The organism is Silvania confinis, from assembly GCF_025564085.1.
Taxonomy (GTDB): domain Bacteria; phylum Pseudomonadota; class Gammaproteobacteria; order Enterobacterales; family Enterobacteriaceae; genus Enterobacter; species Enterobacter confinis.
Genome location: NZ_JAMGZJ010000072.1, coordinates 1 through 13,536 on the forward strand (window position 1 = coordinate 1; position 13,536 = coordinate 13,536).

Consider the following 13,536-nt stretch of genomic DNA (forward strand, 5'->3'; position numbering starts at 1 on the left):
ATCCGACTTGACAGACCGCCTGCGTGCGCTTTACGCCCAGTAATTCCGATTAACGCTTGCACCCTCCGTATTACCGCGGCTGCTGGCACGGAGTTAGCCGGTGCTTCTTCTGCGAGTAACGTCAATCGCTGCGGTTATTAACCACAACGCCTTCCTCCTCGCTGAAAGTACTTTACAACCCGAAGGCCTTCTTCATACACGCGGCATGGCTGCATCAGGCTTGCGCCCATTGTGCAATATTCCCCACTGCTGCCTCCCGTAGGAGTCTGGACCGTGTCTCAGTTCCAGTGTGGCTGGTCATCCTCTCAGACCAGCTAGGGATCGTCGCCTAGGTGAGCCATTACCCCACCTACTAGCTAATCCCATCTGGGCACATCTGATGGCAAGAGGCCCGAAGGTCCCCCTCTTTGGTCTTGCGACGTTATGCGGTATTAGCTACCGTTTCCAGTAGTTATCCCCCTCCATCAGGCAGTTTCCCAGACATTACTCACCCGTCCGCCGCTCGTCACCCGGAGAGCAAGCTCTCCTGTGCTACCGCTCGACTTGCATGTGTTAGGCCTGCCGCCAGCGTTCAATCTGAGCCATGATCAAACTCTTCAATTTAAGTTTGATGCTCGTGAATTAAACTTCGTAATGAATTACGTATGTTCACTCAGAGACTTTGGTATTCATTTAGCGTCTTGCGACGTTTAGAATCCATGTCACTTTGAGTGCCCACACAGATTGTCTGATAAATTGTTAAAGAGCAGTGCAACGCGGCGTTAAGCTCACCGTTGCGAGGTGGCGTATATTACGCTTTCCTCTTTCAGAGTCAAGCGTTTATTTTCGCTTTTCTCTGTCGGCGTTCATCGCTGAACCCCTGCCAACCCGGCGGCTTGTTTGCCGTTGTTCCGTGTCAGTGGAGGCGCAGTATAGGTGATTCTTCTGAACTGACAAGCATAAAATGAAAATTACTTATCGTTCGCTCACTTTCCAGGCAATTACGTATCTGAACATCCATTTTCGCCTGGTTTTTAAACAAAAACGAGCCCCGTGAGGCTCGTTTTTGCCGTTCTGCGACTTACTGCACTGCAACAATGTGGTCGTCTTTCACCACCAGCTGTATCGTTTTGCCCGGAATGAGTGCCCCGGACAAGATTTGCTGGGCCAGCGGGTTTTCGATCTGTTGCTGGATGGCACGTTTTAATGGACGCGCCCCGTATACCGGATCGTAACCGTTCGCACTCAGCAGCTGCAGGGCCTCATCGGTAATCTGCGTTTCATATCCACGCTCTTCCAGACGCTGATACAAACGCTGCAGCTGAATACGAGCAATAGAAGCAATGTGTTTTTCACCCAAAGGATGGAAGACCACCACTTCGTCAATACGGTTAATGAACTCAGGGCGGAAGCTTTGGCTAACCACACCCAGCACCAGATCCTTCATATGCCCATAATCCAGCGCGCCAAACCGTTCCTGAATCAGATCAGAACCCAGGTTCGACGTCATAATGACGACCGTATTACGGAAATCGACCGTTCTTCCCTGCCCATCCGTCAGGCGACCATCGTCCAGCACCTGCAGAAGAATGTTGAACACATCCGGGTGTGCTTTTTCCACTTCATCCAGCAGGATGACGGAATAAGGGCGACGGCGTACTGCTTCGGTGAGATAACCACCTTCTTCATAGCCGACATATCCCGGAGGCGCCCCGACAAGACGCGACACCGAGTGTTTTTCCATAAACTCGGACATGTCGATTCGTACCATCGCATCGTCGCTATCGAACATGAAGTTGGCCAGCGCTTTACACAGCTCCGTTTTACCCACACCGGTCGGCCCGAGGAACAGGAACGAACCAATCGGACGGTTAGGATCGGATAAACCAGCACGGCTACGACGGATCGCATTCGATACCGCTTCGACCGCTTCGTTCTGGCCAATCACTCGATGGTGCAGGTCTTGCTCCATCCGCAGCAGTTTTTCACGCTCACCTTCCAGCATTCTGGCTACAGGGATCCCGGTCCAGCGAGCCAGTACCTCGGCAATTTCTGCATCCGTCACTTTATTACGTAACAGACGCATAGTTTTGCCTTCAGACTGGGTTGCCGCTGCCAGCTGTTTTTCCAGTTCCGGAATTTTGCCGTACTGCAGCTCAGACATTTGCGCCAGGTCGCCGACGCGACGCGCCTGCTCTATAGCAAGCTTCGCCTGCTCAAGTTCAGCTTTAATTGTCTGGGTGCCCGAGAGGGAGGCTTTTTCCGCTTTCCACTCTTCTTCTAAACCGGAATATTGACGCTCTTTGTCGTCCAGCTCTTCATTGAGCATATCCAGGCGTTTCTTACTGGCTTCATCTGACTCTTTCTTCAGCGCCTGCTGTTCAAGCTTGAGCTGAATAATGCGGCGATCGAGCCTGTCCAGCTCTTCCGGCTTCGAGTCTATCTGCATACGAATACTTGAGGCTGCCTCATCGATCAGGTCGATGGCCTTATCCGGCAATTGTCTGTCGGCAATATAACGATGCGACAACGTCGCCGCCGCCACGATAGCCGGGTCGGTTATCTGCACATGGTGATGCAGCTCATAACGCTCTTTCAGACCACGCAGAATAGCGATGGTATCTTCAACTGACGGCTCTGCGACAAACACTTTCTGGAAGCGACGTTCCAGCGCAGCGTCTTTTTCAATGTACTGACGATACTCATCAAGCGTCGTGGCACCTACGCAGTGCAGTTCACCTCGCGCCAGAGCCGGTTTCAGCATGTTCCCGGCATCCATGGCGCCGTCGGCCTTTCCGGCTCCAACCATGGTGTGCAGTTCATCAATAAACAGGATGACGTTGCCTTCCTGTTTAGACAGATCGTTGAGCACACCTTTTAAGCGCTCCTCGAACTCACCTCGGTATTTTGCACCCGCCACCAGCGCACCCATATCGAGCGCGAGTACCCGACGGCCTTTTAAGCCTTCCGGAACTTCGCCATTAACGATACGCTGCGCCAGGCCTTCAACAATGGCGGTTTTACCCACACCCGGCTCACCAATGAGAACAGGGTTATTTTTGGTACGCCGCTGCAGAACCTGGATGGTGCGGCGAATCTCTTCGTCACGGCCAATCACCGGATCCAGCTTGCCTTGTTCAGCACGCTCGGTCAGGTCGACGGTAAATTTCTTTAACGCCTGACGCTGGTCTTCGGCTCCCTGATCGTTCACGCTTTCACCTCCGCGCATCTGAGCAATCGCCTGAGTCACATTGGCCGTGGTTGCACCGGCAGTTTTCAGCAGGTCGGTCAACGTGCCACGTGATTCAAGCACCGCCAGAACAAACAGTTCTGACGAAATAAAGTTGTCCCCACGCTTTTGCGCCAGCTTGTCGCAAAGATTCAGGACACGCACCAGATCCTGAGACGGTTGAACATCACCACCGGTACCTTCTACCTGAGGTAAACGGCTCAACGCTTGATCGATAGCCGTGCGTAACTGGCCCGCATTTATACCGGCAGACGTAAGTAAAGGACGTACCGAACCCCCTTCCTGATTCAGCAAGGCGCTCATTAAATGAAGAGGTTCGATAAATTGGTTGTCGCGCCCCAGTGCGAGAGACTGGGCGTCAGCAAGTGCAAGCTGGAATTTATTGGTAAGACGATCCAGACGCATAACTCCTCCCATAACAGGTCAAAATTGCTACTGGAGATTAAATGAGGTCATCCCTCAATTATTCAAGGTGAATGACCTGAATTATGCGAAAAGAAAACGGCGCGTGCCGGATCGTCTTGATTCTTTAGGTTATATCAGCCAAATGAAACTTGCCATACGACCTGTCGTCTTATCGCGACGATAAGAGAAGAAATCACCCGTTTCGGTGAATGTACAGCGATCGCCGCCGTAGATTTGAGTCACACCCATGTTCAGCAGGCGTTGACGGGCAAGGAGATAGATATCGGCCATAAACTTATCCCCAGCCGGGTGGAACGCGCGCTCAGCCTGCGGATCTTTTTCTATAAATGCCGCGCGCACTTCCGGGCCTACTTCAAAAGCCTGCGGACCAATCGCCGGGCCAAGCCAGGCGATAATGTTATCTGCGCTGTCCGCAAAGCAGGCGACAGTTTCTTCCAGAACGCCTGCGCACAAGCCGCGCCAACCCGCATGGGCGGCGGCAACCTCGGTCCCGGCTTTGTTACAGAACAGCACCGGCAGACAGTCGGCGGTCATGACGGCACACACTGTGCCCGGAGTATTGCTATAAGACGCATCTGCACGCTTAGAGGCGTAAGGTTCACCAACGAGTTTCAGCACATCAGAACCATGTACCTGCTCAAGCCAGATCGGTTTTGACGGCAGTTGACCTGCCGCGAACATGCGCTGGCGATTCACCTCAACATGGTCGAGGTTATCGCCACAGTGAGCGCCCAGGTTTAATGATTCCCAGGCTCCCTTACTGACACCACCGATACGGGTGGAACTGCAGGCGGCCACGCCTTTCGGCATCGGCCACTCCGGGACAATCAGTGTGGTCATAGCCAATCCACGTTGTCTTTGTGCTCTTCAAAGTCAGCACGCAGCGCGTCGATCAGGTCCACCATGTCCTGAGGGATTGGCGCATGCCACTCCATCTCAATGCCGGTGATCGGATGATAAAGACGCAGCATAGTCGCATGCAGAGCCTGTCGGTCGAATTTACGCAGCATCGCAATAAATTCTTCGGATGCACCTTTTGGTGGACGCGGACGGCCGCCATACACCTGATCGCCAACCAGCGGATGGGTGATGTGGGACATATGCACACGGATCTGGTGCGTACGACCGGTTTCCAGACGCAGACGCAAACGCGTATGAATGCGGAAATGTTCCATGATGCGATAGTGCGTTACCGCCGGTTTGCCCATTGGATGGACAGACATATGAGTACGTTTCGTCGGATGACGACTAATTGGCTGCTCAACCGTACCGCCGGAGGTCATATGACCAATCGCAACCGCTTCGTACTCACGGGTGATTTCGCGCAGCTGCAAAGCTTCCACCAGATGCGTTTGCGCCGGAATGGTCTTCGCAACGACCATCAGGCCAGTGGTGTCTTTATCCAGACGGTGAACGATCCCCGCGCGCGGTACGTCAGCGATAGGCGGATAGTAGTGCAGCAGTGCATTCAGCACCGTGCCGTCCGGGTTGCCAGCACCAGGGTGCACGACAAAATCTCGCGGCTTGTTGATCACCAGAATGTCGTCATCTTCATAAACGATATTCAGCGGGATATCCTGGGCTTCGAAACGGACTTCTTCTGCGATATCAGCATTGATGGCAACAACTTCCCCACCCAACACTTTTTCTTTTGGCGTATCCCAAATCTTGCCGTTGACCAGCACGCGCTGGTCCAGAATCCATTCTTTTATGCGTGAACGCGAATAATCAGGGAACATTTCGGCCAAAGCCTGATCTAAGCGTTGTCCGAGCTGTTTTTCGGAGACTGTTGCGGTGAGTTCTACTCGTTGTGCCATAGACTGCTTCTTCGTTTAACGTTGGGTTTTACGGCTTTGCCGTATAATATAGTGTGCTATTGTAGCTGGTCTTAATCGGGAGCAGGAAAGAGATTCTCCCGGACAAACATTTGAGGAAAGTCAAAACGTCATGACGCGCATGAAATATCTGGTGGCAGCGGCCACGTTGAGCCTGGCTTTGGTGGGCTGCTCCGGTTCGAATGAACAGGTCCCTGACAATCCGCCGAATGAAATCTATGCGACTGCTCAGCAAAAGCTGCAGGACGGTAACTGGAAACAGGCGATAACGCAACTGGAAGCGCTGGATAATCGTTATCCATTTGGTCCTTACTCCCAGCAGGTACAGTTAGATCTGATCTACGCCTACTATAAAAATGCCGATCTGCCGCTGGCACAGGCAACGATTGATCGATTCATGCGTCTGAATCCGACCCATCCGAATATTGATTACGTCATGTATATGCGCGGCCTGACTAACATGGCGCTGGATGACAGTGCGTTGCAAGGTTTCTTTGGTGTGGATCGTTCAGACCGTGACCCTCAACACGCCCGCGACGCGTTCAACGACTTCTCCAAACTGGTGCGTGGCTATCCTAACAGCCAGTACGTTACGGATGCTGGCAAGCGGCTGGTGTTCCTGAAAGATCGTTTGGCTAAGTACGAATACTCTGTGGCGGATTATTATACCCGCCGTGGGGCATGGGTTGCCGTTGTGAACCGCGTTGAAGGCATGCTGCGTGATTACCCGGATACGCAAGCTACGCGTGATGGTCTGACGCTGATGGAAAACGCCTACCGCCAGATGCAGATGACTGCACAGGCAGAAAAAGTTGCGAAGATTATTGCCGCCAACAGCAGCAATTCCTGATCCTTCATCAACATGCAAAACGGCAGCCCACAGGCTGCCGTTTTTTTATTCATTTATCCGTCGGGCTGAACCGGTTTAGCTCACACGAATCCTATCAACTATGAACGCAGTTTGCCCCCTCATCAAGGTAAAAGTTACTTCTTCCTGTCCTGTCTCACAAAAAGAATCCGCTGACAAAAAGTGACATAAAAATGTGATTCAGATCACACATTTTGACATTAAGAACGGTATGCTGGGATCACCAAGACGGGAAAGACAAGAGGTAAAATTTATGACAATGAACATTACCAGTAAACAAATGGAAATTACTCCGGCAATACGCCAGCACGTCGCAGACCGTCTCGCCAAACTGGATAAATGGCAAACTCACCTAATTAAACCACATATCATTCTTTCTAAGGAGCCGCAGGGTTTCATCGCTGACGCAACTATCAATACTCCAAACGGCCATCTGGTCGCCAGCGCAAAACATGAAGATATGTACACCGCCATCAACGATTTGATTAACAAGCTGGAACGGCAGCTCAATAAAGTGCAACACAAAGGTGAAGCCCGTCGTGCAGCAACATCCGTGAAAGACGCAAGCTTCATAGAAGAAGTTGAAGAAGAGTAATCCTTTACATTGAGTCTATCGCCAACGCGCCTTCGGGCGCGTTTTTTATTGACAGGGTGAAAACAGTACGGGTACTTTAAGTCAGTCGACTGAAGAGATCATTTATGACCATCAAACCGTTTTTCTTCGCATTCTTTTTTACCTTCCCCTGATTGGGAGGCGTTTCGTCGTGTGATAAAGAATGCGAAGACGAACAACAAGGCCTCCCACACCGGGGGGCCTTTTTTATTGATAATGATAAAAGACAAAGGCAACGCTATGACACCGGAAAACCCTTTACTGGATCTGCGAGTTAAGATCAGCACGCTGGATGAAAAATTGCTTTCAATGCTGGCAGAACGCCGCGCACTTGCCGTCGAGGTTGGTAAGGCGAAACTGGCTTCGCATCGTCCGGTACGCGATATCGATCGCGAGCGTGATCTGCTGGAGCGCTTAATTACGCTCGGTAAAACACATCACCTGGACGCGCATTACATCACCCGTCTGTTCCAGCTGATTATTGAAGATTCGGTCCTGACGCAACAGGCGTTGCTGCAACAGCATCTGAATAAAACCAATCCGCACTCTGCGCGCGTTGCCTTTTTGGGACCAAAAGGATCGTATTCCCACCTTGCGGCTCGTCAGTATGCTGCTCGCCACTTTGAAGAGTTTATCGAGAGTGGCTGCGCGAAATTTGCCGATATTTTCAATCAGGTTGAAACCGGGCAAGCGGATTACGCCATCGTCCCGATCGAGAACACCAGTTCCGGTGCGATTAACGACGTTTATGATTTACTCCAGCACACCACCCTGTCGCTGGTTGGCGAGCTAACCATCCCTATCGACCACTGCGTGCTGGTGAGCGGCTCTACCGACCTGAGCAAAATCGAGACGGTGTACAGCCATCCTCAGCCGTTCCAGCAGTGCAGCCAGTTCCTTAACCGCTATCCAGGCTGGAAAATTGAGTATACCGAGAGCACTTCCGCCGCCATGGAAAAAGTGGCTCAGGCTAATACCCCTACCGTTGCTGCACTGGGCAATGAAGCGGGCGGTGCGTTATACGGGTTGCAGGTTCTCGAGCGTAATCTGGCGAACCAGACACAGAACATCACCCGTTTCGTCGTACTGGCGCGTAAAGCCATCGACGTTTCCGATCAGGTTCCGGCTAAAACGACTCTGCTGATGGCGACCGGGCAGCAGGCAGGTGCGCTGGTTGAGGCGCTGCTGGTGCTGCGTAACCACAATCTGATTATGACCAAACTGGAATCACGCCCTATTCACGGCAACCCGTGGGAAGAGATGTTTTATCTCGATATCCAGGCCAATCTGGAATCTGCATCCATGCAGAAGGCCCTGCGAGAGCTGGGTAAAATCACCCGGTCGATGAAGGTGCTGGGCTGCTATCCGAGCGAGAATGTCGTCCCGGTCGATCCGGCTTAACGCTGTATAAAGAGGCTTTTTTTCACCCCTGCCACGGCAACCGGCAGGGTGAAAATGGCCCCGGATAGCGGATGGGCCGCAATCTCCTGCGGCTCCATGTTTTCACGGGTGGTGGTGATAAAAAGCGTTTGCATATCGTCCCCCCCGAAGCAGACCATCGTTGGGCAGCGCACCGGCAGGCGGTACTCTTCCAGCTGCTCACCTTGCGGCGAAAAGCGAGCGATGCGCCAGCCATCGAATAATGCGCTCCAGTAACAGCCTTCCACATCCATCGCAGCACCGTCAGGGATCCCCTCTCCCGGCTGAAAGCGATGAAATAGCTCCCGCTTGCCCGGCTCGCCCTGCTCGTCCAACGGCGTGCGATAGATCACCGCGTTTGGCGTATCAGAGGTATACATCCAGCGCTTATCCTCGCTGAATGCCAGTCCATTATGACCGTGGATATCACACTGGATAACTTCCGGCGTCAGGTCATTATCGATCCGCATCAGCAGCGCACCATTATAGTCGCCAGGCCCCCAGAAAGTGCCCGCGTAGAAGCGGCCAAAATGATCCGTACCGCCGTCATTAAAGCGTGCCAGCTGCGGATTAGAGGGGTTATCGCAGACTTTACGTTGGAGCAGCCCCTGCTTGTCGGTCAGCCAGATAGCATTGCGCATAGCGACAATAAAACCACCGTGACGCTGAGCGAAGCACCCCACTTCTTCGTGGAAGGATAAAACGGTATGGTCCGTCGTCGGCAGGTGATATCGATGGATCTCGCCCTCCAGTATATCCGCCCAGTACAGGGCGTTTTCCGCTTCGCTCCAGGTCGGGCATTCCGGTAAATGCCCCGTATAATCAAACAGAACGCGTGGTTCAGCCATGACAAATCCCCAAAATGAAAAAAGCCAGCAGTGCTGGCTTTTAGTATATACATCATTAGATTACTGGCGACTGTCGTTGGCCTGTCGCAGTAAAATTCGACTCTCGTTCTGGAAGCGCTGGGCATAGTCGCCAAACCAGTGCTCGACCTTGCGGAAGCTGTTGATAAAGGCTTGTTTATCCCCCTGCTCAAGCAAAGTAATCGCCTCACCAAAACGCTGATAGTAACGTTTGATCAGCGCCAGATTGCTGCCCGAAGACATGATAATGTCAGCATACAACTGCGGATCCTGAGCAAAGAGTCGCCCAACCATCGCCAGTTCAAGGCGGTAAATCGGTGAAGACAACGAGAGCAGTTGCTCCAGCTGGACATTTTCTTCTGCCAGATGCAGGCCATACGCGAAGGTCGCGAAGTGACGCAGCGCCTGGATAAAGGCCATGTTCTGGTCATGCTCAACTGCGCTGATCCGGTGTAAACGCGCGCCCCACACCTGCATTTGTTCCAGGAACCATTGATAGGCTTCCGGCTGGCGACCATCGCAATACACAACAACCTGTTTTGCCAGGCTGCCGCTGTCCGGGCCAAACATCGGGTGTAACCCCAGAACCGGACCGTTATGTGCGGCCAGCATTGCCTGCAGCGGACCATTTTTAACCGAAGCCAGGTCGACCAAAATACAGTCTTCCGGCAGCGGGGGCAGTTTGGCAATAATCTCTTCAGTGACGTGGATTGGGACACTGACAATCACCATCCCTGCGTCTGCTACCGTCGCTTCTGCCTGCGCCCAGTCCTCTTTTTCAAGGATCCTTACCTGGTAGCCAGAAAGCGTCAGCATCTTCTCAAACAGACGCCCCATCTGCCCGCCACCGCCAACAATGACGACCGGGCGCAGCGTTGGACAAAGGGTTTTAAAGCCTTTGTCGTTTTCGCTGGAGTAAGATTCTCGCATCACGCGGCGCAGCACATCTTCAATCAGATCCGGCGAGACGCCAAGCGCCTGAGCTTCTTTGCGGCGGGATGCCAGCATAGACGCTTCGCGCTCCGGCACGTAAATCGGCAGGCCGTATTTACTTTTGACCTCACCCACTTCGGCGACCAGCGCCATCCGGCGCGCCAGAAGATCCAGCAGCGCCTTGTCAACCTCATCAATTTGATCGCGCAATGCGGTCAATTCAGCAACCATAACAAACCTCTTAAGCCAGACGCGTCGCCAGCTGGCCGTTCAAATCTTTGTGGATCTCACGCAGCAGCGCATCGGTGGCTTCCCAACTGATGCAGGCATCGGTCACGGATACACCGTGCTTCATGGCGCTGCGCGGCTGTTCAGATGACTGATTGCCTTCATGGATGTTGCTTTCAATCATCAGACCAATAATCGAACGGTTGCCATCTTTGATCTGTGCCACGACGGATTCTGCCACCGCAGGCTGACGACGGTAATCTTTATTCGAATTACCATGACTGCAATCTACCATCAGCGCCGGGCGCAGTCCCGCCTGTTCCATCTCTTTTTCGCACTGTGCAACGTCTGCCGGGCTGTAGTTTGGCGCTTTGCCGCCGCGCAGGATGACGTGACCATCCGGGTTACCCTGTGTCTGCAGCAGACAAACCTGACCGGCCTGGTTGATGCCAACGAAACGGTGCGGCATCGCCGCAGCACGCATGGCGTTGATCGCTGTCGCCAGGCTGCCGTCGGTACCATTTTTGAAACCAACCGGCATGGAGAGGCCAGAAGCCATCTCACGGTGGGTTTGCGACTCGGTGGTACGCGCACCGATGGCCGACCAGCTGAACAGATCGCCCAGGTATTGCGGGCTGTTGGGATCCAGCGCTTCTGTTGCCAGCGGCAGACCCATGTTCACCAGCTCCACCAGAAGATGACGCGCAATCTTCAGGCCAGCTTCGACATCAAACGAACCATCCATGTGCGGATCGTTAATCAACCCTTTCCAGCCCACGGTGGTACGTGGTTTTTCAAAATAGACGCGCATGACGAGATAGAGGCTATCGCTGACCTCCTCGGCAAGGGCTTTAAAACGTTGAGCATATTCGATAGCAGTTTCTGGATCGTGGATAGAGCACGGACCGCATACCACCAGCAAACGCGGATCGCGTCCGGCAATGATATTGGAAATGGTCTGACGGGAGTGCGCGATTTGCGCCTCTTGCTCAACGCTCAGCGGGAATTCCGCTTTCAGTTGGTCCGGGGTGATCAGAACGTGTTCGTCGGTAATATGTACGTTATTCAGCGCGTCTTTTTGCATGATGGCGATCCTGGAAGCTCGTTTGCGATAGTTGTTTTCCTCAGTGAGGAGACGCAACGATACCACAGTTAGTAAAGATTTCAATCCAAAATACGTAAACAATACTTTACATCATGCAATTTATGGCAAAAAACATTCGATTAATGTGTAACGTAAAAATTACAGCACGCATTATCCTCGCCAGGCTATGCTGAATGAAAAAAGGGAGAATACTTTATGCGCTTTATTGTTACCTCACTGCTGTGCCTGCTTTTAACCGCCTGTCAGATTGACCCTTACACGCATCAACCCACCTGGACAGGAACCGACTGGTTCGATGCCGGCAAAGAAGATGCCATGAACGGTGTCGCCGTTAAATCCAATCAATCACTGGCGGCTAACTTTAACGACCCAAAAGTGGATCGTTCTGAGTATCTCAGCGGGTACAAAGAGGGGCAGGAGAAAATATGTCAGGAGAACTTTGTTTATGCCTGGGGATTAGCGGGCCGGATCTTCCCGGCCAGCTGCGATACGGCGGATAACAATTCCAAACTGCGTGAAGCCTGGCAGCACGGCATGAAAGAGGGAACCCAGGCCAGCCGCTTAAATTAATATCGCGTCGTGATGTGCCAACAACGTCCGCCAGGCGACAGTTGTTGGCATTTTCTGGATGACTATTTTGTTGACTCAGCCACCGACAGTTTCGTCGCAGACCGCCAGCGCAGCCAGTCAGCCATCATGAACAGCACCAGACTGCAACCCATCACTGGCATTGCCAGCCCCAGCAGCACGCTGACGACTAACGATAGTACGCGTCCCCCTACCGGCAGCGTCAACCAGGTCTGGAACAGCGTCGAGGCGGGATCGGTTGCCGTCTGTTTCGGCCTGCGCATCCACCACATCCGATAGCCCCAAACAATCATCACACACAGTCCGATGCCAAACGCGATCAGCATCAGCTGATTCGGCAGGCCAAACAGCACGCCCATGTGGAGATCCACGCCCCAGCGGGTCAGTTTGGCCATCAGTGGATAATCAGCAAAGCGGGTATGGTCGAGGACAGTCAGAGAGCCGGGGTCAACCGCAACGGCGTCAACCTGGGTCGGCCAGCTGCGATCAATCTCGCTGACGGTCCACGCCTGCGTGCCACTCTTCGCCGGGCGGATCTCCAGCTTCGTGGCATCGATGCCCGCCGCATTGGCGGCGTGAAGCACCCCGTCAAACAGCGTCAGGTCGGGTTTCATCTCCGGCATCGGCATGGTCATATGATGGCCATGATGCTCGGCATGCGGGTCGGTCACCCCTGCCGGACCATGAAGCTGCGTGTTAACCTGCGGTGTCAGCCAGCCCATTTCTGCCCGCAGCTTATCCACATTGCCGCCCGCCCACTGGGACCAGGTCAGGCCGGTTGCAGAGAACAGCAGCATACCGGTCAGCAGGATCCAGCCGAGCGACACGTGCACACGGCGACGGTTCTGAAAGCCGTTATTGATGCGCCGTTTCGGCCGGGTAGAAAACCACAGCGCGATCCCCCCCAGCGCGGCAATCCACATCCAGGAAGCGGCCAGCTCGCTGTAAAGCCGACCCACATCACCCAGCAGCAAAGACTGATGCAGATAGTCGATAGTTTGCCGTAACGGCAGAATACCGCTGGTGCCATAGACCGTCATATCGCCACGCACTTCCAGGCTAACCGGATCGATAAATATCGCCCGGTTTTCCGATGCCTTCAGCGCCGGGTCAACGTACATCACGCGGGTGGTATCACCTGTCGTCAGCCCTGGACGCACCGCCTGCAAGCGTAGCTCGCCACCGGTGACCTGCTCCGCAACGGCGATTTGCTCGGCCAGCGGACGTGCCTGGCCCTGCACATCGCTGAACAGCGCATGATGATAGAGGCTGTTCTCGAGCTGCGGCGTCGCGACGTACAGCGTCCCGGACAACGCAGCAATAAAAATAAATGGCCCGACAAACAGACCAACATAGAAGTGAAGACGACGCAGCAGGTTGCCCCATGCTGCGCGCGAGGTGCAGGTAGTCATGCTTTCCCTTTTAT

12 protein-coding genes, 1 rRNA gene and 1 other annotated feature are annotated in these 13,536 nt (G+C 53.5%); of the genes, 5 read left to right on the top strand and 8 right to left on the bottom strand.

The features are described 5' to 3' along the window. The 4 genes from M8013_RS07855 to rluD form a co-directional block, all read right to left on the bottom strand. A 16S ribosomal RNA gene (locus M8013_RS07855) occupies positions 1-603 on the bottom strand; the annotation flags it as partial. 457 nt (positions 604-1,060) lie between these two features. Further along, complete coding sequence (gene clpB / locus M8013_RS07860) at positions 1,061-3,634, bottom strand: ATP-dependent chaperone ClpB (protein ID WP_271267241.1); 2,574 nt, start codon at positions 3,632-3,634, stop codon at positions 1,061-1,063. A 129-nt stretch (positions 3,635-3,763) separates the two neighbouring features. After that, a complete protein-coding gene (gene yfiH, locus M8013_RS07865) occupies positions 3,764-4,495 on the bottom strand; it encodes a purine nucleoside phosphorylase YfiH (protein WP_271267242.1) in 732 nt (243 codons plus the stop codon). After that, the gene (gene rluD, locus M8013_RS07870) at positions 4,492-5,472 is read right to left on the bottom strand and encodes a 23S rRNA pseudouridine(1911/1915/1917) synthase RluD (RefSeq protein ID WP_271267243.1); all 981 of its coding nucleotides are present in this window, start codon (positions 5,470-5,472) and stop codon (positions 4,492-4,494) included. The genes yfiH and rluD overlap by 4 nt, the downstream gene beginning before the upstream one ends. 130 nt (positions 5,473-5,602) lie before the next feature. On the opposite strand from rluD, the gene bamD reads away from it, so the two are divergent. The 4 genes from bamD to pheA all read left to right on the top strand — a co-directional run bounded on the left by bamD (position 5,603) and on the right by pheA (position 8,372). Further along, positions 5,603-6,340, top strand: coding sequence for an outer membrane protein assembly factor BamD (bamD, locus tag M8013_RS07875; RefSeq protein ID WP_271267244.1), 738 nt, complete (start codon positions 5,603-5,605; stop codon positions 6,338-6,340). A gap of 271 nt (positions 6,341-6,611) precedes the next feature. Beyond that, entirely contained in the window at positions 6,612-6,953 is a 342-nt protein-coding gene (gene raiA / locus M8013_RS07880; RefSeq protein ID WP_271267245.1) for a ribosome-associated translation inhibitor RaiA, read from the top strand. A 103-nt stretch (positions 6,954-7,056) separates the two neighbouring features. Next, positions 7,057-7,182: a sequence feature (Phe leader region), on the top strand. Then, entirely contained in the window at positions 7,058-7,105 is a 48-nt protein-coding gene (locus M8013_RS07885; RefSeq protein WP_193312005.1) for a hypothetical protein, read from the top strand. It overlaps the preceding feature by 48 nt. Before the next feature lie 29 nt (positions 7,183-7,211). Then, complete coding sequence (gene pheA, locus M8013_RS07890) at positions 7,212-8,372, top strand: bifunctional chorismate mutase/prephenate dehydratase (RefSeq protein WP_271267246.1); 1,161 nt, start codon at positions 7,212-7,214, stop codon at positions 8,370-8,372. On the opposite strand, the gene M8013_RS07895 is transcribed toward pheA, so the two are convergent. From M8013_RS07895 to aroF, 3 genes are read right to left on the bottom strand one after another with little or no spacing between them, the layout of a single operon-like run. Next, entirely contained in the window at positions 8,369-9,238 is an 870-nt protein-coding gene (locus M8013_RS07895; protein ID WP_271267247.1) for an SMP-30/gluconolactonase/LRE family protein, read from the bottom strand. The genes pheA and M8013_RS07895 overlap by 4 nt on opposite strands. A 60-nt stretch (positions 9,239-9,298) precedes the next feature. After that, positions 9,299-10,420 carry a bifunctional chorismate mutase/prephenate dehydrogenase gene (gene tyrA / locus M8013_RS07900; protein ID WP_271267248.1) on the bottom strand — a complete coding sequence of 374 codons (1,122 nt, stop codon included), beginning with the start codon at positions 10,418-10,420 and terminating at the stop codon, positions 9,299-9,301. Between the two features lie 10 nt (positions 10,421-10,430). Next, positions 10,431-11,501 (bottom strand): 3-deoxy-7-phosphoheptulonate synthase AroF, encoded by a 1,071-nt coding sequence (gene aroF / locus M8013_RS07905; RefSeq protein ID WP_271267249.1) that lies wholly within the window; start codon positions 11,499-11,501, stop codon positions 10,431-10,433. Positions 11,502-11,717: 216 nt separating this feature from the next. Between aroF and M8013_RS07910 the strand changes: the two genes are divergently transcribed. Next, complete coding sequence (locus M8013_RS07910; RefSeq protein ID WP_271267250.1) at positions 11,718-12,092, top strand: DUF2799 domain-containing protein; 375 nt, start codon at positions 11,718-11,720, stop codon at positions 12,090-12,092. Between the two features lie 62 nt (positions 12,093-12,154). Here M8013_RS07910 and M8013_RS07915 read toward each other — a convergent pair whose 3' ends face one another. Beyond that, positions 12,155-13,522 (bottom strand): PepSY-associated TM helix domain-containing protein, encoded by a 1,368-nt coding sequence (locus M8013_RS07915; RefSeq protein ID WP_271267251.1) that lies wholly within the window; start codon positions 13,520-13,522, stop codon positions 12,155-12,157. Positions 13,523-13,536 lie beyond the last annotated feature (14 nt).